17 protein-coding genes are annotated in these 18756 nt (G+C 67.9%); 15 read left to right on the top strand and 2 right to left on the bottom strand.

The features are described from left to right. Positions 1 to 3: 3 nt before the first annotated feature. On the bottom strand, positions 4 to 2076 hold the full coding sequence (locus tag AEB_RS16425) for a S9 family peptidase (protein WP_231958792.1): 2073 nt from the start codon (positions 2074 to 2076) through the stop codon (positions 4 to 6). A gap of 243 nt (positions 2077 to 2319) precedes the next feature. Further along, positions 2320 to 2937 carry a DNA-3-methyladenine glycosylase family protein gene (locus tag AEB_RS16420; protein WP_119084097.1) on the bottom strand — a complete coding sequence of 206 codons (618 nt, stop codon included), beginning with the start codon at positions 2935 to 2937 and terminating at the stop codon, positions 2320 to 2322. A 67-nt stretch (positions 2938 to 3004) separates the two neighbouring features. On the opposite strand from AEB_RS16420, the gene AEB_RS16415 reads away from it, so the two are divergent. From AEB_RS16415 to murC, 15 genes are all read left to right on the top strand, one after another. Then, positions 3005 to 3322 carry a 2Fe-2S iron-sulfur cluster-binding protein gene (locus tag AEB_RS16415; protein WP_119084096.1) on the top strand — a complete coding sequence of 106 codons (318 nt, stop codon included), beginning with the start codon at positions 3005 to 3007 and terminating at the stop codon, positions 3320 to 3322. A gap of 65 nt (positions 3323 to 3387) precedes the next feature. Next, positions 3388 to 4383: a cysteine synthase A gene (locus tag AEB_RS16410; protein WP_119084095.1), complete on the top strand. Its 996-nt coding sequence runs from the start codon at positions 3388 to 3390 to the stop codon at positions 4381 to 4383. Between the two features lie 24 nt (positions 4384 to 4407). Next, a complete protein-coding gene (locus tag AEB_RS16405) occupies positions 4408 to 4791 on the top strand; it encodes a hypothetical protein (RefSeq protein WP_119084094.1) in 384 nt (127 codons plus the stop codon). Continuing rightward, a complete protein-coding gene (locus AEB_RS16400; protein ID WP_172593141.1) occupies positions 4763 to 5647 on the top strand; it encodes a Gldg family protein in 885 nt (294 codons plus the stop codon). The genes AEB_RS16405 and AEB_RS16400 overlap by 29 nt, the downstream gene beginning before the upstream one ends. A gap of 215 nt (positions 5648 to 5862) precedes the next feature. Continuing rightward, positions 5863 to 6366, top strand: coding sequence for a division/cell wall cluster transcriptional repressor MraZ (locus AEB_RS16395; protein ID WP_119084092.1), 504 nt, complete (start codon positions 5863 to 5865; stop codon positions 6364 to 6366). Beyond that, complete coding sequence (rsmH, locus tag AEB_RS16390; protein WP_119084091.1) at positions 6363 to 7307, top strand: 16S rRNA (cytosine(1402)-N(4))-methyltransferase RsmH; 945 nt, start codon at positions 6363 to 6365, stop codon at positions 7305 to 7307. Before AEB_RS16395 ends, rsmH begins: the two co-directional genes overlap by 4 nt. Beyond that, positions 7304 to 7810: a hypothetical protein gene (locus AEB_RS16385; protein ID WP_145985325.1), complete on the top strand. Its 507-nt coding sequence runs from the start codon at positions 7304 to 7306 to the stop codon at positions 7808 to 7810. The genes rsmH and AEB_RS16385 overlap by 4 nt, the downstream gene beginning before the upstream one ends. Beyond that, positions 7807 to 9540, top strand: a complete 1734-nt coding sequence (locus tag AEB_RS16380; RefSeq protein ID WP_442858041.1) for a peptidoglycan D,D-transpeptidase FtsI family protein — start codon at positions 7807 to 7809, stop codon at positions 9538 to 9540. Before AEB_RS16385 ends, AEB_RS16380 begins: the two co-directional genes overlap by 4 nt. Beyond that, positions 9537 to 11015 carry a UDP-N-acetylmuramoyl-L-alanyl-D-glutamate--2,6-diaminopimelate ligase gene (locus AEB_RS16375; RefSeq protein WP_119084089.1) on the top strand — a complete coding sequence of 493 codons (1479 nt, stop codon included), beginning with the start codon at positions 9537 to 9539 and terminating at the stop codon, positions 11013 to 11015. Before AEB_RS16380 ends, AEB_RS16375 begins: the two co-directional genes overlap by 4 nt. After that, positions 11012 to 12469, top strand: a complete 1458-nt coding sequence (locus AEB_RS16370) for a UDP-N-acetylmuramoyl-tripeptide--D-alanyl-D-alanine ligase (protein WP_119084088.1) — start codon at positions 11012 to 11014, stop codon at positions 12467 to 12469. The genes AEB_RS16375 and AEB_RS16370 overlap by 4 nt, the downstream gene beginning before the upstream one ends. A gap of 9 nt (positions 12470 to 12478) precedes the next feature. Further along, complete coding sequence (gene mraY, locus AEB_RS16365; protein WP_119084087.1) at positions 12479 to 13549, top strand: phospho-N-acetylmuramoyl-pentapeptide-transferase; 1071 nt, start codon at positions 12479 to 12481, stop codon at positions 13547 to 13549. Further along, on the top strand, positions 13546 to 14904 hold the full coding sequence (murD, locus tag AEB_RS16360) for a UDP-N-acetylmuramoyl-L-alanine--D-glutamate ligase (RefSeq protein WP_119084086.1): 1359 nt from the start codon (positions 13546 to 13548) through the stop codon (positions 14902 to 14904). Before mraY ends, murD begins: the two co-directional genes overlap by 4 nt. Beyond that, on the top strand, positions 14901 to 16124 hold the full coding sequence (locus AEB_RS16355) for an FtsW/RodA/SpoVE family cell cycle protein (protein WP_119084085.1): 1224 nt from the start codon (positions 14901 to 14903) through the stop codon (positions 16122 to 16124). The genes murD and AEB_RS16355 overlap by 4 nt, the downstream gene beginning before the upstream one ends. Next, positions 16121 to 17302, top strand: coding sequence for an undecaprenyldiphospho-muramoylpentapeptide beta-N-acetylglucosaminyltransferase (gene murG / locus AEB_RS16350; RefSeq protein ID WP_119084084.1), 1182 nt, complete (start codon positions 16121 to 16123; stop codon positions 17300 to 17302). Before AEB_RS16355 ends, murG begins: the two co-directional genes overlap by 4 nt. After that, positions 17299 to 18738, top strand: a complete 1440-nt coding sequence (gene murC, locus AEB_RS16345) for a UDP-N-acetylmuramate--L-alanine ligase (protein ID WP_119084083.1) — start codon at positions 17299 to 17301, stop codon at positions 18736 to 18738. Before murG ends, murC begins: the two co-directional genes overlap by 4 nt. Positions 18739 to 18756: the final 18 nt, after the last annotated feature.

The following is an 18756-nucleotide window of genomic DNA, read 5'->3' as shown; positions in this document are numbered from 1 at the left end:
GCCTCACTCCACCGGCACGCGCAGCCCTTTCACATGCACCGCGCCGGTCACGATCTCGGCGGTGGACTTGTCCACGGCCTCGCCGATCGGTTCGGCCCTACCGCCGAGGCAGGTGGCGAGGAAGTTTTCGGCCACGGCGTTGAAGGCGATGTTGTTTTCCGGCCGCGCAAAGCCGTGCCCTTCGTCGGGGAACAGCACATAGGTGACGGGCACGCCCGCTTCCTGCATCGCCCCCACGATCTGGTCGCTTTCGCTCTGCTTCACGCGCGGATCGTTCGCCCCCTGGCCGATCAGCAGCGGTTTCTTGATCGCCGCCGCCTTGTAGAGCGGGGAACGGTCCTTCAGCATCTGCTGGCCAGCCGGCGTTTCGGGGTTGCCCATGCGCTCGTGGAACTGCTTCACCATCGGCGCCCAATAGGGCGGGATGGTTTCCAGCAGCGTTTCGAGGTTGGAGGGGCCGACGATGTCCACCCCGCAGGCGAAGGTTTCGGGCGTGAAGGTCAGGCCCACCAGCGTGGCATAGCCGCCGTAGGAGCCGCCCATGATCGCCACCTTGTCCTTCTGCGCCACGCCCTGCGCCACGGCCCAGTCCACCGCGTCGATCAGATCGTCATGCATCTTGCCGGCCCATTCGAGATTGCCGGCGTTGATGAAATCCTTGCCAAAGCCGGTGGAGCCGCGGAAGTTGACGCTCAGCACGCCGTAGCCGCGATTGGCGAGCCATTGATGCGCGCGGTTGAAGCCATAGGCATCGCGCGCCCACGGCCCGCCATGCACCAGCAGCACCAGCGGCACCGATTTATCGGGCACGCCGTCGCCATCCGGGTCGCTGCCCGGCGGCAGGGTGAGATAGCTCACCAGCGCCAGCCCGTCGCGCGCGGGGATTTCGCGCGGGTGCATCGGCTGCAGCGGCGCGCCGACCAGCTCGGGCCGGGCGCTGTAGAACTCCGTCAGCGTACCCGCCGGCCGATCGTAGAGATAGACCTTGCTCGGCGCGGTCAGCGGATCGTTCCACACCACCCACTTGCTGTCGTCGTCCGTGCGGGACTGGACGCCGAAATCGCCCTCCAGCCGCTCGTCCAGCCAGGCGAAGGCCTGTTCGATCTCCGGGTCCAGGAAATGCCATTGGTTGGTGGTGTGATAGACCGAATAGGCCTGCACCTCGCCGGTGCGCGTATCCTGCATGGTGCCGCCAATATCCGCCTTGTCGCTCTCGGCGATGACGCGCTTTTCGCCCGTGTCGGTGTTTTCCGCCACCAGCGCGGCGGTGTTGCGGCCGCGCGAATCGAGCCAGTAGAGCGTCTTGCCGTCGGTAGTGTACCCGGCGACCGTGGTGGTGAGCGCGTCCTCCATGGTGGTGCTCTCACGCGGGGTCTCGGCCACCTTGCCATCGGTGATCTCGAACATATCGTTCCCGCCGGCGGCGTTCTGCCGCAGCGCCCAGCGCAGTGTCAGACTGTCATCCGCCAGGAAGCCGGCATAGCTGTCGTTGCGCATCACCTGCTGCAATTCGCCGGTGCCGAGATCGAGCAGATAGACATCGTGGAAGCGCGGATCGCGGTTGTTGATGCCCACCAGCACCTTGTCGCGGATGGTCTGCGATGCGCCCACCAGCTGCACGCGGGTGTTTTCGAACGGGGTCAGCGTCCGCTCCTTCCCGCTGGTGACGTCCACCTGATAGAGCAGGTAATTCTCGTCCCCGCCCTTGTCCTGCACGTAGAGCAGGCTGCCGGAATCCGGGGCCCAGAAATATTGCGGGATCGGCCGTTCCGTGGCGCTCGTCATCCGCCGCGCGGCGGCCGGGTCGCTGGCGGGGGCGATCCACAGATTCATCACGCCCTCATAGGGGGCGAGCCAGCTGAGCCACTTGCCATCCGGGCTGATCCTGCCGCCGGAGCGGCTGGGGTTGCCATACAGCGCATCGCGGGGGATCAGCGGAACCGCAGCGACCGCTTCGGCGGCGGCTCCGGTCTGGCTGGCATTCATGTTCATCCTGTCTCCTTCCGTGGCTGCGCCCGCACCGGCCAGACTGGCCGCGGCGCCGATGGTGACCATCAATCTGGTGTGTCTTTTCATCGGTGTAATCCCCCCCGGGCTGCAGAACAGGGCGCAACGCTACTCCCAAGGCGCGGCAGGGGAAAGGCGGGAGAGGTGGGGGCAGGGCCGGTTTGGCGCCCCCACCCTTCGTCATTCCCGCGCAGGCGGGAATCCAGCCAGGCACCGTGCTTTCCATCTGGAATCCCGCCTTCGCGGGGATGACGAGGTTAGGAAGAAATCCGCTCGTCCTGAGCCTGTCGAAGGACGCGCGCCGCGCCCCAATTAGAGCGCCGGATTGTTGTAGCAGTGCCAGGTGAAGATCGCGACGGCACCGCGGTGTGGGCGCCAGCTTTCGGCCAGCGCCCGGGTTTCCTTTTCGCTCGGCCGTTCGGGCAGGGCCAGGATGCGGCCGATGCCGGCCTGCACGGCAAGGTCGCCGGCTGGCCAGATGTCCGGCCGCCCTTCGGCGAACAGCAGGTAGATTTCCGCGGACCAGCGGCCGATCCCCTTGATCCGCACCAATTGTTCGATCGCCGCCTCGTCATCCGCGGGCAGGCCGGCGAGATCGAGCTCGCCCGAAACCACCAGTTCGCAGAGGGAACGGGCATAGCCCTGTTTCTGGCGGGAAAGGCCGCAGGCGCGCAGCGCATCGAATTCGGCGCGCAGCAGCACTTCCGGGGGCACATCGCCGCCCAGCAGCTCTTCCAGCTTGCGCCACACGCTGGCGGCTGCCGCCACGCTCACCTGCTGGCCGACGATCGTGCGCAGCAGCGTGCGATAGCCGGTTTCGCGGATGCGCGGTTCGGGATAGCCGGCGCGCGCCAGCGCGGCCGCAATGGCCGGTTCCTGCGCCGCCACGGCATCCAGCCCGGCGGCGATCTGCGCGGCCGAAAGGCCCATTCGCGCTCCGCTTGCAAAAATCGCCGCCAGCCCCTAGCAGCCCGTCGCCGGAAAGAAAGGGGCCCCAATGCCGAAGCTGATCGTCGTTACCCGCGAAGGAGAAGAACGCACTGTGGAGGCCGACGCCGGGCTGACGGTGATGGAGGCCATTCGCGACAACGGGTTCGACGAGCTGCTGGCGCTGTGCGGCGGGTGCTGTTCCTGCGCCACCTGCCATGTGCATGTCGATCCCGCCTTCGTCTCGCTGCTGCCCCCGATGGACGAGGACGAGAACGATTTGCTCGATTCGAGCGATGACCGTGACGAGACGTCGCGCCTCTCCTGCCAGATTCCCTTCACCGACGCGCTGGACGGGCTGAAGGTGCGGATCGCCGAAGAAGACTGACCTTGTTACCCCCCAAGCGCATCTGCGTTGCGCAAGGGGGGAAGGGGCCTTACCTGACCCCGATCATGACTGCACCCGAACCGCGCCAATCCACGCTCGACCTGATCGGCAACACGCCGCTCGTGCTCCTGAAGGGGCCCAGCGAGGAGGCGGGTTGCGAGATCTGGGGGAAATGCGAATTCGCCAATCCCGGTGCCTCGGTGAAGGATCGGGCGGCGCTGTGGATCATCCGCGATGCCGAGGAAAAGGGGCTGCTGCAGCCCGGCGGCACGATCGTGGAAGGCACCGCGGGCAATACCGGCATCGGCATTGCGCTGGTGGCCAATGCGCTGGGCTACAAATCCGTGATCGTGATGCCCGAGACGCAGAGCCGCGAGAAGATGGACACGCTGCGCGCGCTGGGTGCCGAACTCGTCACCGTGCCTGCTGCGCCCTACAAGAACCCGGGCCATTTCGTGCACACCAGCCGCCGCATGGCGGAAGAGACCGAAGGCGCGATCTGGGCCAACCAGTTCGACAATATCGCCAACCGCCGCGCCCATATCGAAAGTACGGCGCCGGAAATCTGGGCGCAGATGGAAGGCCGGGTGGATGGCTTCACCTGCGCGGTCGGGACCGGCGGCACCTTTGCCGGCGTGGGACTGGGCCTCAAGGCGTTTGACGAGAAGGTGACGATCGCGCTCACCGATCCTTATGGCGCGGCGCTCTACAACTATTACGCCCATGGCGAGCTGAAGGCGGAAGGCAGTTCCGTTGCCGAGGGGATCGGGCAGGGGCGGATCACCGCCAATCTGGAAGGCGCCCCGGTGGACACGCAGTTCCGCGTCTCGGACGAGGAAGGCCTGCATTGGGTGGCGCGGCTGCTGAAGGAAGAAGGGCTGTGCCTCGGCCTGTCCTCCGGCATCAATGTGGCGGGCGCGGTGGCGCTCGGGCGGCAGCTGGGTCCGGGTAGCCGGGTGGCGACGATCCTGTGCGACACCGGCTTCCGCTATCTTTCGTCGCTCTACAACCGCGAATGGCTGGAGCAGAAGGGCCTGCCGGTTTTCGACTGGCTGCGTTAATCTGCACCCGTTACAAGGGCGGGCATGCAGATCGATCCTTCGCAATTGCTTCGCCGGGGCGAGGCAGAGACGCAGGCAACCGGGCAGGCGCCCTTCGCGGGAACGCGCGCGCAGGCGGTGCAGCGGTTGCAGGTCGGGTTCTTTGGCCTGGCCGCCATGGTCCTGCTGCTTGGGCTGGCCAACATCATCATGTTCAATGCGGAACGGAACCGGGCCCGCTCCGTGCCCGAAGCGGCCTCCACCGTGTCCGCGCAGGAAACGCCGGGTCCGGTGAGCGACCCGCTGGCCGATGCCGGCATCGTGCCCGATCTGCCGGCAGAGCCTGCCCAGCCCGCCGCCGTGCAGGCGCAGCCGCCGATGGATCCGGCCCCCACCACGCTTGACGAAGGGTCTGATCCTGCGCCCTGACGCGGCCGGCGCGGGGCTGCTGCTGGCCCTGCTTGCATCGGCCCCGGCCACTGCCGGGGATGCAGGGGACGCGACGGCGGGGGACCCCTGTCCGCCCGTGCAATCCCGCCCCGAACTGGGGTTGATGGGCACTATTCCGATCTTTTGGGGCGAAGCGGCGAGTCCGGCCGAAGTGATCGCGGGCACGGCGGAAACGCATTGGGCGCGGCCGCTGCTGGAACGCGCCTATCGCCTGCGCCCGCTCGATACGCTGGACGCGTCCGCCCTCTCCGGCCTCTCCCTGCTGCTGCTGGCGCAGCCGCGCGCGCTCTCCCCGGCGGAGAATGTCGCGCTGGACGAATGGGTGCGGGGCGGGGGCCGCCTGCTGCTGTTCGCGGATCCGCTGATGACGGGCGAGTCGCGCTTTCCCCTGGGGGATAAGCGCCGCCCGCAGGACGTGACGCTGCTTTCGCCCATCCTCGATCACTGGGGCCTGTCGCTGCAATTCGCGGACGGAGACGGGAATGCGCGGGAAGCGGAGGCGGGCGGCCCGCCTATTCCCCTGCAGTACCCGGGCCATTTCGCCCCATTGGCTGAGGGATCGGACTGCACATTGGCCGCCGAAGGCGCGCTGGCGCGGTGCCGGATCGGGGATGGCGCGGGATTGATCCTCGCCGATGCGGCGCTGCTCGATCTGCACGGCGAAAATGCAGGGGCGCCCCGCGCGCTCGCCTGGCTGGCGGCTCAGGCCTACGCGAAAGCCGGGGCAGACGCGGGAAATCGCGGCACCGCCGGCGGCGAAGAGGATAACACTCGGAATTCATACACTTGTATGCTTAACGCAGAGGGTGGGGGTGAAGGAGAGCCCGGCGGCTGAGGGCTTTCCCTGAAGTTATACACGTAAGATTCCGGAAATTCCCGCAATTTCCCCTTTTCTCCCGAGGTCCGGCACGTTACAGAACGGGTCCATCGGTCAATTCGTCCATCCGTATCCCCGAGTGGGGGTGAGCGGGCCGCGCGATCCCGCGCGTCCGGCGGCGGAGGGGTTGTGCCGATCGGTTCAGGGCATGCAGACAGGGGTGGTTCGAGAAGGTGGCGAAGGGGCCGGCAGGCTATAGCGGACAGGGCTTTTCGCTTCGCGGCGAAAAGGGTCGCTATGTGCTGCCTCCGTCCTTCCGCAAGGCCATCGCTCCCACCGAAGACGATCCCCGCGTGCTGTGCCTCGCCAAGCACAACCGGTGGGACTGCCTGACCGGCTTCGGCCTTTCCCGTACCGAGGATTTCGACGCCCAGATCGATCGTGAGGAAGAGGCCGCGCTGCGCCGGGGCGAGGAGTTCGACCGCGACATGCGCTCGATGCAGCTGTGGACCTTCTCCGAGATTCCCTTCGACGCCAGCGGCCGCTTCGTGCTGCCCGATGCGCTGGGCGGGCTGGTGGGCATGACCGGCTCCATCGCCTTCCTCGGCGGATCGCCCTTCTTCTCGCTGTGGGCGCCCGATGCGCTGTACGAGATGGACCAGAAGTGGTTCGGCCAGCAGCAGGCGGTGTGCCGCCAGCAGGAGGCGGAAGCCACCGCCAAGGCGAAGCGCAAGTGAACGGCGCCCCGCATATTCCCGTCCTGCTGGACGAAGTGATCGAGGCGCTGGCCCCGCAGCCCGGCGACGTGATCGTGGACGCGACCTTCGGGGCGGGCGGCTACACCCGCGCGCTGCTGGATGCGGGTGCCACGGTGCATGCCTTCGACCGCGATCCCGATGCGATTGCCGCGGGCCGCGAGTGGGCCGAAACGCGCGAAAATCCCCCGCGCCTCGTGCTCCATCCGCGCCGCTTCTCCGAAATGCTCGCCGCCATGTCCGAGGTGGGGATTTCGCGGGTGGACGGCATTGCCATGGATATCGGCGTCTCCTCTATGCAGCTGGATCAGGCCGGGCGGGGTTTCGCCTTCTCGGCCGAGGGACCGCTGGACATGACGATGGAGCAGACCCGCCCCAACGCCGCCGATTTTCTCAACGAGGCGGAAGAGGCGGAGATTGCCGATGTGCTGTGGCGCTATGGCGAGGAGCGGCAGAGCCGCCGCGTCGCCCGCGCCATCGTCGCCGCGCGTCCGCTTGCCACCACGGGCCAGCTGGCGGCGGTGGTGCGCAAGGCGCTGGGCCACCGCCCCGGCGCGCCCAAGGATCCGGCAACGCGCAGCTTCCAGGCCATTCGCATCCATGTGAATGGCGAGTTGGACGAGCTGGCCGAGGGCCTTTCCGCGGCCGAGGGTCTGCTGGGCGACGGCGGGCGGCTGGCCGTGGTCAGCTTCCATTCGCTGGAAGACCGGATCGTGAAGCACTTCCTGCGCGATGCGGCGGGCGCCAATGCGCGGACGAGCCGCCACCTGCCCGAAGCCGCGCCCGGCGCTGCCCCTACCTTCACCCGGCTTTCGCGGGCCATTCGCCCCTCAGAGGCCGAGATCCTCCGTAACCCCAGAGCGCGCTCCGCCACGCTGCGCGCCGCCATCCGTACCGCCGCACCGGCAAGGGAGGCCGCATGACACCGCAAAGCCGCATTCGCCGCATGGGCTGGATCGCCGTGCTCGCGATCTGCACCGTGCTCTATGTCCTGCTCGTGCTCAAGGTGAACGCCGTCCATAGCGACGTGGTGCGGGCCGAACGGCAGATCGTGTCGCTGGAACAGCAGAAGATGATGCTGGAAACGGAGTTCGAGACGCGCTCCAACCAGCTGCAGCTGGCCGCATGGAACCGCGTGGACTTCGGCTATACGGCGCCGCGGGCGGACCAGTTCGTGGAGAACGAGCGCCAGCTGGCCGCGCTGGGCGGCCCACGCGCCAAGGGTGCGCCGTCGCCGATCCGCGTGGCCGGGGCCGCCACCGGTGACGGCACGCCGGATTTCCCGCAATTCGTCTCCCCGCTCACCGGCAAGCCTATGCAGGAAGCGCTGCTGACGCCGGAAGTGGAGCGTGACCACGGCCACCGTGGCGGCGATGGTGCCATGCGCATCCAGCTGGGTGCAGTGATCCGCGAAGCGGGCCAGTGACGGCGCTCGCTGCCTCCCATCCGGCGCCGGCGGGCCGCGTCCGCCTGGTCAACATCCGCCGCCGAACGCTGCTGATGGCGCAGCTCCGCGCGCTGTTCGTCGGCCTGGCCTTCGTGCTGCTGACCTTCGCCGCGCTGATGCGCATCGCGTGGCTGGGGGTGGTGCAGCCCGCGCCGGTCGAACGCTCCATGGCCGAAGCGCTGCTGCCCCCGCGCGGCGAGATCACCGATCGCAACGGCGTGCCGCTGGCCCGCGCCTTCCCGGCCTATGCGCTGTGGTTCAATCCGCATGCGCTGGAAGACGGCGGTCCGCCCCTGGTGAAATCGCCCGAGGAAGTGGCGCGGCGGCTGAAGGCGATCTTCCCCGATCTGAACGAGGCGCAGGTGCGCGCGCAGCTTGCCGCGGGCAAGGCCGGCTATCTGCGCCGCCGCGTGCTGCCGGAAGATGCGAACAAGGTCTATGAGATCGGCGAGCTGGCGCTGGAAATGCCGCGCGAGACGGACCGGCACTATCCGCAGGGCGGCATGGCGGCGCATGTGCTGGGCTATGTTGCGGCGGACGGACACGGCCGCGTGGGCATGGAAGCGGTGCTGGACAAGCAGCTGACCGATCCCGCCACGCGCGGCACGCCAGTGGCTCTTTCCATCGATGCGCGGGTGCAGGGCGCGCTGGAAGACGAATTGCGCAGCGGCATGCTGCAGGTGGACGCCGTGGGCGCCGCCGGCATCGTGCTGGATGTGGACACGGGCGAGGTCGTAGCTCTCGCTTCGCTTCCTGAATTCGATCCCAACAAGATCGATGCCCAGGGGGAGCGCAACATGTTCAACCGCGTGACCAACCAGGTTTACGAGCTGGGCTCCACCTTCAAGCCGCTGACCGTGGCGGCCGCGATCGACGATGGCGTGGTGACCGATCTTTCGCGCCGCTATCAGGCCAACCGCCCGCTGCAGGTCGGCAAGTTCCGTATCCATGACAGCCACATCATCGGCGCCACGCTGAACGTGCCCGAGGCGCTGATCCATTCCTCCAACATCGTCACCGCGCAGGTGGCGGACGAGCTCGGCGCTGACCGGCTGAAGCGGGTGATGGAAGATCTGGGCATGAACGAGCGGCCCTATATCGAGCTGCCGGCCCGCGGCTTTCCCATCTGGCACAAGGGCAAGTGGCCGCGCCTGCGCGCGATGACGGTCAGCTATGGCCACGGCATCGCGGTGACGCCGCTGCACCTCGCCAGCGCCTATGCGGCGATGGTCAATGGCGGCATCTGGCGGCCTGCCACGCTGAAGAAGCTGGCGCCGGGCGAAGCGCCGCACGGCCGCCGGGTGTTCAAATCCTCCACCAGTGCGCGGATGAACCAGCTCCTGCGCATGATCACCGCCTATGGCACGGGCCGCAGCGCCGACGCACCGGGCTTCCGCGTTGGCGGGAAGACGGGCAGCGCGGAAAAGCCGGGCGTGGGCGGCTATCAGCGCTCCACGCTGGTTTCCACCTTCGCCGCAGCCTTCCCGATGGACAAGCCGCGCTTCGTGGTGATCGCCATGCTGGACGAGCCCAAGGGCACTGCCGCCAGTTCCTATCAGCGCACGGCGGCCTGGAACGCCGCCCCGATCGTCGGCCGACTGGTGCCGCGGATCGGCCCGCTGCTGGGCGTGTTGCCCGACGACACACGCGACATCGATCTCACCGATCTCAAGCCGCTGGTCGGCCGTGCGGAAGAGGTTGGCGAATGAAGCTGGGCCGGCTGGTGGCGGCTGCCGGGCTTGATGCTGCGGGCTTCGGCGCGCAGGCCGAGGCACCGGTAAGCGGCTTCGCCATCGATCATCGCAAGGTGGCGCCGGGCACCGTGTTCGGCGCCTTCCCCGGGACGCGGGTTAATGGGGAGGATTTCATCCCCGCCGCCATCGCCGCCGGTGCCGTGGCCGTGGTGGCCCGCCCGCAGGCCGATGTGCGCGGCGCCGCCCATATCGCCGATGCCGAGCCGCGCCGGGCCTTCGCCCATCTGGCCGCGCGCTTCTTCACCCCTGTGCCCGGCACGATTGCGGCGGTGACGGGCACCAATGGCAAGACCTCCGTGGTCGAGATGACGCGGCAGATCTGGCGCATGTGCGGCAATCGCGCTGCCTCGATCGGCACGCTCGGCGTCACCACGCCGGATGAGAGCGTCTCCACGGGGCTGACCACCCCCGATATCGTGACCTTCCTGGCCAACATGGCGGGCCTGGCGCGCGAAGGCGTGACGCATGTTGCCTATGAGGCTTCCAGCCACGGCCTCTCACAATATCGCAATGAAGGCGTGCCCGTGGCGGCGGGTGCCTTCACCAATCTCAGCCGCGATCACCTCGATTACCATGCCGACATGGAAGAATATTTCGCCGCCAAGATGCGGCTGTTCACCGAGGTGGTGAGCGATGGCGGCACGGCGGTGGTGTGGGCGGACGATCCCTGGGCGCCGCGTGCCTGCGAAGCTGCCGCCGCGCGCGGCCTGCGCCTGCTGACGATCGGCGAACGGGGCGAGGGCATTCAATTGCTCAGCCGCATTCCCGGCCACTTGGGGCAGGATCTTCACATCCGTTATGAAGGCACGGAGCGGCGCGTTCATTTGCCGCTGATCGGGGCCTATCAGGCGGCCAATGCTCTGGTTGCGGCGGGGCTCGCGCTGGCAACGGGCAGCGAAGCGGGGGCGATGTTCGATGCGCTCTCGCGCCTCCAGCCGGTGCGCGGCAGGTTGGAGCGGGCGGCGATCGCGCGCAGCGGCGCGCCGGTCTATGTCGATTATGCCCACACCCCAGATGCGCTGGGCGCTGCGATCGACGCACTGCGGCCGCATGTCTCCGGCCGGCTGATCACCGTGTTCGGCGCCGGTGGCGATCGCGATCCGGGGAAGCGCGCGCCGATGGGTGCGATTGCCGTGGAGAAGTCCGACCTGGTCATTGTCACCGATGACAATCCTCGGGGAGAGGAGGCCGCCGTGATCCGCGCGCAAATTCTGGAAGGTGCCGCCGGCGCGCGGGAAGTGGGCGACAGGCGCGAAGCGATCTGCGCCGCCATTGCCGGCGCGGGGCCGGAGGACATCGTCCTTATCGCCGGCAAGGGGCACGAACAGGGGCAGATCATCGGCGCGGGTGACGCGATGCGGGTGCTTCCCTTCGATGATGTGGCGGTGGCGCGCGAATGCGCGGCCGAAATGGCAGGAGCAAAGGCATGAATGCGCTGCGCAAGACTCTGCGCTGGCCCGGCAGCGGGCACGATACCCGGCGCCTGGCGCTGTGGGATGCCGAAGCTCTGGCTGCGGCCATGGGCGGGGAAGCAAGCGGTGCTTTTCAGGTTTCCGGCGTAGAGATCGATTCCCGGGATGTGCGCGCAGGCGATCTGTTCGTGGCGCTGACGGGCGAAACGACCGACGGCCACAAGTTCATCGACAAGGCCTTCGCCAATGGTGCCGTGGCGGCAGTGGTGGACCGCCCGATCGCCCAGCCGCACGTGCTGGTGAAGGATACCTCCATCGCGCTTGAGCTTCTTGCGAAGGCAGCCCGCGGCCGGGTGAAGGCGCGCATCGTCGGCGTCACCGGATCGGTGGGCAAGACCGGCGTGAAGGAAGCGATCTTCGCGGCGCTGGAACGGGCCAGCCGGGGCGCGGCGCACCGCTCCGTGCGCAGCTACAACAATCATGTCGGCGTGCCGCTCAGCCTCGCGCGGATGCCCGCGCGCAGCCGCTACGGCGTGTTCGAAATGGGCATGAACCACGCGGGTGAAATCGCCGGGCTGACCGCGCAGGTCCGCCCCGATGTGGCTGTGATCACCACCATCGCCCCGGCGCATATCGAAAACCTCGGCAGCGAGGAGGCTATTGCCGATGCCAAGGCGGAGATCTTCGCCGGCCTGCAGCCCGGCGGCACGGCGGTGATCCCCGCCGACAGCCCGCATTTCGAGCGCCTGCGCGATGCCGCTCTGGCTCGCGGCGCCAAGGTGCTGGGCTTCGGTCGCTCCGAGCATGCCGAGGTGCGTCTGCTCGATGCCGTTCCGGCGGCCAATGGCGGCTCGCTGGTCACCGCGGCGCTGGGCGAGCGGCGCCTGTGCTATTCGGTTGCGGAGCCGGGCGAGCACTGGATAGCCAATTCGCTGTGCGTGATGGCCGCGGTGTATGCAGCGGGCGGCGATCTCGGCGCGGCCGGGTTGGCGCTGGCGGAGATGGGCGGGCTCAAGGGCCGCGGCGCGCGCCACCGGGTGAAGGCCCCCGGCGGCCACGCGCTGTTCATCGACGAAAGCTACAACGCCAATCCGGCTTCCATGCGCGCCACGCTGGCGCAGCTGGGTGCCACCCCCGCCACGCGGCGGATCGCGGTGCTGGGCGCGATGAAGGAACTGGGCGATTTCGGCCCCGCCTTCCACGCCCAGCTGAGAGAGCCGCTGGAAGAGGCGCAGGTGGACTATGCGATCCTTGTCGGCCCCGATATGGCGCCGCTCGCACGCGAACTGGGGAAACCCGTACCGCCCTCGCTTGGCAATGCCATTCCCTTTGCGCATTGCGAAGGTCCGGGCGAAGCCATCGCCGCGCTGGAAGAATTCGGCCTGGCCGGTGGCGACGCGGTGCTTGTGAAAGGTTCCAATTCGGTGGGTCTGGGCCGCGTGGTGGCCCACTTCACCGCGAGGGAAGGCTGATACGCCGTAATGCTGTACCTGCTTGCGCAATGGCTTGAATTCGAAGGTCTGTTCAACCTCGTCCGGTATCAGACCTTCCGCGCCGGGGCCGCCATGCTCACGGCGCTGTTCATCGGGCTGGTGATCGGCCCGCGCTTCATCAACATGCTGCGCGTGCGCCAGGGCAAGGGTCAGCCCATCCGCACGGACGGGCCGAAGACGCATCTCGCCAAGGTGGGCACGCCCACCATGGGCGGGCTGATGATCCTGATCTCGCTGCTGATCGCCATGCTGATCTGGATGGACCCCTACAGCCCGCTGGTCTGGGCCTGCGTGGCGGTGACGGCGGGGTTCGGCCTGATCGGCTTCCTCGACGATTTCGACAAGGTGACGAAGCGCAGCCACAAGGGCGTGTCGGGCAAGGTCCGCCTGCTGCTCGAATTCATCGTTGCGGGCGTGGCCTCGTGGATCATCGTCGGCCATATCAGCACCGATCTCTACGTGCCGTTCTTCTCCGGTCGCTTCGTGCCGCTCGGGCCGCTCTATTATGTCTTCGCCGCCACCGTGATCGTGGGCTTCGGCAATGCCGTGAACCTGACCGACGGGCTGGACGGGCTGGCGACCATGCCCGTGGTGATCGCCGCGGGCGCCTTCATGCTGATCTGCTACCTCGTCGGCCGCGTGGATTTCAGCGGCTATCTCGGCATTCCCTATGTGGAAGGCGCTGGCGAGCTGGCGATCTTCTGCGCCGGCATCATGGGGGCGGGCCTCGCCTTCCTGTGGTTCAACGCGCCGCCCGCGGCGGTGTTCATGGGCGATACGGGCAGCCTCGCCCTCGGCGGCGCACTGGGCGCGATCGCGGTGGCGGCGCATCACGAAATCGTGCTGCTGATCATCGGCGGCCTGTTCGTGATGGAAACGGCCAGCGTCATCATCCAGGTGTTCTGGTTCAAGCGCACGGGCAAGCGCATCTTCCGCATGGCGCCGATCCACCACCATTTCGAACAGCTCGGCTGGAAGGAATCGACCGTCGTGATCCGCTTCTGGATCATCGCCATCGTCCTCGCCGTGCTCGGCCTGGCGACATTGAAGCTGCGATGATCACCTCCTCCGCCTTTGCCGGCCGGCGCTACCTCGTGCTTGGCCTCGCCCGTTCGGGCATGGCGGCGGTGGAATCGCTGCTGGCGAGCGGGGCGGAGGTGCTCGCCTGGGATCGCCGCGAAGGCCCGCGCGACCAACTGGCCGGTCGCGTGACCGTGGCGGACCCGCTGGTTGCCGATCTGCGCGGGCTGGACGGGATCGTCCTGTCCCCCGGCGTGCCGCTCAACACCCATCCCATTGCGGAGCGGGGGCGGGAAGCCGGCGTGCCGCTGATCGGGGACATAGAGCTGTTCGCGCTCGCGCGGCCCAGCCTGCCCGAACACCGCGTGGTTGGCATCACCGGCACCAACGGCAAATCCACCACGACTGCCCTGGTGCACCATTTGCTGGAGCAGTCCGGCATACCCGCCCGGATGGGCGGCAACATCGGCCTGCCGATCCTGGCGCAGGAGCCGCTGGCCCCGGGCGGGGTCTATGTGCTGGAGCTTTCGAGCTACCAGATCGACCTCACCCACTCGCTCGCCTGCGAGGCCGCGGCGCTGACTAATGTCACGCCCGATCACCTCGATCGTTACGCGGGCTTCGAGGCCTATGCCGCGTCCAAGGCGCGATTGTTTGCCATGCAGAGCCCGGATCAGTTCGCCGTATTCGGCTGCGCCGATGCGGTGACCAGCAAGGTGCAGGCGGAAGAGCTTGCCCGCCGCGGGCCTGGCCGGGCCGATTGTGCCAAGCTTTCGCGCTGGGGTGCGCATCAGGCGGCATGGCCCTCGCTACAGGGGCCGCATAATCTGCAGAATGCCGCCATCGGTGCCGCACTGGCGCTGGAACTGGGGCTCAGCGAGGATCAGGTGCTGGCGGGCCTCGCCACGTTCCGCGGCCTGCCGCACCGGATGGAGCGGCTGGGGAGCTTCGGCGGCGTCGATTATGTGAACGACAGCAAGGCCACCAATCCGGCCTCCACCGCGCCGGCGCTGGCCGCTTTTCCACCCGATCCGGACAAACGTATCCACTGGATCTGCGGGGGCTTGCCGAAATCCGATGATCTGGACGAATGCGCCCCCGCCTTCGGCAATATCGCCGCCGCCTATACGATCGGCGAGGCCGGGCCGCGCTTTGCGCAGATCCTCGAACCCTTCATGCCGGTGGAACGCTGCGAAATGTTGAGCGAGGCAGTGTGCCGCGCCCATGCGGCTGCCAAGCCGGGCGATGTCGTGCTCTTCTCCCCCGCCTGCGCGAGTTTCGACCAGTTCCGTGACTATGAAACCCGCGGGGAGTGTTTTCGCCGGCTGGTGGCGGAGATCACCGGCGAGGCGGGCGGGGAAACAGCCACTTTCACTGCCAGGTCCGCAGCATGAGTGCAGCGCGTCCCTATATCCCGCGACCCGGCGAACCGGCGCTGCAGGCGGCGCGCTTTCCCAATTCGCGCAAGCGCCAGATGCAGATCTGGTGGCGCGAGGTGGACCGTGTGCTGCTGGGCCTCGTGCTGCTGCTGATGGCGATCGGCGCGGTCGCCGTGGCCGCGGCTTCGCCTGCCAGCGCACGGCGGCTTTCGGGCGCCAAGGGCACACTGTCCGATCTGCATTTCTTCTGGCTGCATCTGCGATTCCAGTTGCTGGGCCTCATCGTGATGTTCGGCACGTCGCTGGCCCCGCGCGAGTGGGTGCGGCGGGGCTGCATCCTGCTGGCCTGCGCCATGTTCCTGGCGTTGTGCCTTGTCCCCATTCTCGGCACCGAGGTGAACGGTGCGCGGCGCTGGCTCGATCTCGGCATGTCGTTCCAGCCGAGCGAGTTCCTGAAGCCCGCTTTCGCCGTGCTCTGCGCCTGGGTTCTCTCGTGGCGCCTGCGCGACCCGGAACTGCCGGTGATCCCGCTGAGCGCCGGACTGCTGGCGGCGATCGTGGCGCTGCTGATGATGCAGCCCAACCTCGGCGAGGCGATCCTGTTCGTGGGCGTCTGGTTCGTGCTGGCCATGCTGGCGGGCCTGCCGATGCAGCGGATCGCGATCCTGGGCGGGGTGGGCACGGCCGGCCTGACGCTGGCCTATCTCTTCTATGACAATGCCCGCCACCGCATCGATGCCTTCCTTGGGGGTGGCACTGCCTTCGATCAGGTGGACCTCGCCAGCCGCACGCTGATGGCCGGCGGCTGGACCGGCAGCGGCTTGTGGCTGGGCGTCCGCAAGATGAACCTGCCCGAGGCGCATACCGACTATATCTTCTCCGTCATCGGGGAGGAGTTCGGCCTGCTGGTGTGCTCGCTGATCGTGGTGCTTTATATGGCGATCGTGCTGCGCGTGACGACGCGGCTGCTGCGGGAGGATAATCTGTTCATCATTCTGGCCGCCACGGGCCTGATTGCCCTGTTCGGCGGGCAGGCCTTCATCAATATCCTGGTGAACCTGCAACTGTTCCCATCGAAGGGCACGACGCTGCCGCTGATCAGCTATGGCGGATCATCCACGCTGGCACAGTGCTTCACCATCGGGCTGCTGCTGGCGATTACGCGCCGCAACCCGTATCTGGAGCGGGAGAAGTTCGATCTTCGCACCGCTCTGGAAAAGGAAATTGAGCGATGAGCAGCGTTTCCCGCCATTTCGTCCTCGCTGCCGGGGGCACGGGCGGCCATCTCACGCCCGCCTTCGCGCTGGCGCAGGAACTGGTGCAGCGGGGCCATCACGTCGCGCTGATTACCGACGAGCGCGGCGCGGCCATTCCCGGCAAGCCCGATTTCCTTCCGGCCCATGTGCTGCCGGCGGGCCGCTTTGGAAGGAATCCGCTGGGCTGGTTCAAGGCAATCATGGCGGTGCTGGAAGGCCGCCGCATGGCGCGCCGCCTGTATGAAAGCTTCGATCCCGCGGCGGTGATCGGCTTCGGCGGCTATCCCGCACTGCCCGCCCTGCTGGCCGCCCGCGCGGAAGGGGTGCCGAGCGTCATCCACGAACAGAACGCCGTGCTGGGCCGGGTCAACCGGCTGCTGGCCCGCGGCGTGAGCGCCATTGCGACCGCTTATGAGCGGGTGGACCGGCTGAAGCCCGCCTTCTCCGGGAAGGTGCATGCGGTGGGCAATCCGGTCCGCGCGGAAGTGCTTGCGCTGCGGGATGCGCCGTTCCCTCCGTTTACGGAGGACGGGCTGCTGCGCGTGCTCGTCACCGGCGGTAGCCAGGGCGCGCGGGTGCTCTCGCAGGTCGTGCCCGATGGCCTGTCGATGCTCCAGCCGGCGCTGCGTTCCCGGCTGCAGGTCACCCAGCAATGCCGTGCGGAAGACCTTGAAGCCGTGCGCGAACGCTACGCCAGCCACGGCATCCCGGCCGAGCTGGGCACCTATTTCGAAGACATGCAGGCGCGGCTGGCCGATGCGCATCTGTTCATCGGCCGCGCCGGTGCCTCCACCATTGCCGAACTGACGGCGGTAGGGCGGCCCGCCATTCTGGTGCCGCTGCCGATTGCGACTGACGACCATCAGGCGGCCAATGCACGCGAGATGGTGAAGGCGGGGGGCGCGCGTTCCATCCGGCAGGAGAGGTTCACCGCCAAGGAACTGGCCAAGCAGATCCAGGCCATGGCGCAGCATCCGGAAACGCTGGCGACGGCGGCCCATGCGGCGTGGAATTGCGGACGGCCCAACGCCGCCAGCGATCTGGCCGATCTGGTCGAGAGTTTCGGCGGAACGCCGATCCAGGATGTGATCCGCGTCGGCGGCGACGCGAAGGAGACGGCGGACCGGGTTTCCGTGCCCAGAGGCGCGCCGGCATGAAGGGCGTAGGCACCGATATCGGCACGATTCACTTCGTGGGCATCGGGGGAATCGGCATGTCCGGCATTGCCGAGGTGATGCACAATCTCGGCTATAGCGTGCAGGGGTCGGATATCGCCGAAGGCGCCAGCGTGGAACGGCTGCGCACGCGGGGAATCGCGGTGTCCATCGGCCACCGGGCGGAGAATCTGGGCGATGCTGCGGTGGTCGTCACCTCCACGGCGGTGCGGCGCGACAATCCCGAAGTGGCTGCCGCGCTGGAACGCCGCATCCCCGTGGTCCGCCGCGCGGAGATGCTGGCCGAACTGATGCGGCTGAAGAGCACGGTTGCGGTGGCCGGCACCCATGGCAAGACGACGACGACCAGCATGGTCGCCGCCTTGCTGGATGCGGGCGGGGTGGATCCAACCGTCATCAACGGCGGTATCATCGAAAGCTACGGCTCGAACGCGCGGCTGGGCGCCAGCGACTGGATGGTGGTCGAGGCCGACGAAAGCGACGGCAGCTTCCTGCGGCTGGACGGCACCTATGCGGTGGTGACGAATATCGATCCCGAACATCTCGATCACTACGGCAGCTTCGATGCGGTGAAGGAGGCTTTCGTCGAATTCATCGAGAACGTGCCCTTCTATGGCGCGGCGGTGCTGTGCATCGATCATCCCGAAGTGCAGAGGGTGATCGCCCGCGTGCGGGACCGGCGCGTGATCACCTACGGCTTTTCCGCCCAGGCCGATTGGCGGGCGGAGGATGTGCGGCCGCATGACGGCGGCAATCTGTTCGACGCGGTCCACACCGATCGCGACGGGCGGCAGCGCCGGATCGGCGATATCGCTCTGCCCATGCCGGGCCGGCACAATGTGCAGAACGCGCTGGCGGCGATCGCCGTGGCGGTGGAACTCGGCTGTCCCGACGATACGATCCGCAGCGGCTTTGCGCGCTTCGGCGGGGTGCGGCGCCGTTTCACCCGCGTGGGCGAGGTGGGCGGCACGGTGGTGATCGACGATTACGGCCACCATCCGGTGGAGATCCGCGCGGTGCTTTCCGCCGCGCGCGAGTCGGCGGCCGGGCGCGTGATCGCCGTGGCACAGCCGCATCGCTACACCCGCCTGCGCGACCTGATGGGCGAGTTCCAGTCTGCCTTCAACGATGCCGATATGGTGTTCGTGGCGCCGGTCTATCCCGCTGGTGAAGAGCCGATCGCGGGCGTGGACGCGGGCGCGCTGGTCAAGGGCGTGAAGGACCATGGCCACCGCGCCGCGGCGGAGGTTTCCGGGCCGGAGGAACTGGCCGATCGGCTGGCCGAAATCGTGCAGCCGGGCGACATGGTCGTCTGCCTCGGCGCAGGGGACATCACCAAATGGGCGGCGGGCCTTGCCCCCGCGATCGAGGCGCGCCGCGCCGGCTCTGCGCCTGCGCGGGCAGGGGGCGCGGCATGATGCAGCCGGGCGAGCCGC

Source organism: Altererythrobacter sp. B11, assembly GCF_003569745.1.
Taxonomy (GTDB): Bacteria; Pseudomonadota; Alphaproteobacteria; order Sphingomonadales; family Sphingomonadaceae; genus Croceibacterium_C.
The sequence above is the reverse complement of the archived record's forward strand: the minus strand, read 5'-3'. Positions and strand labels throughout refer to the sequence as shown.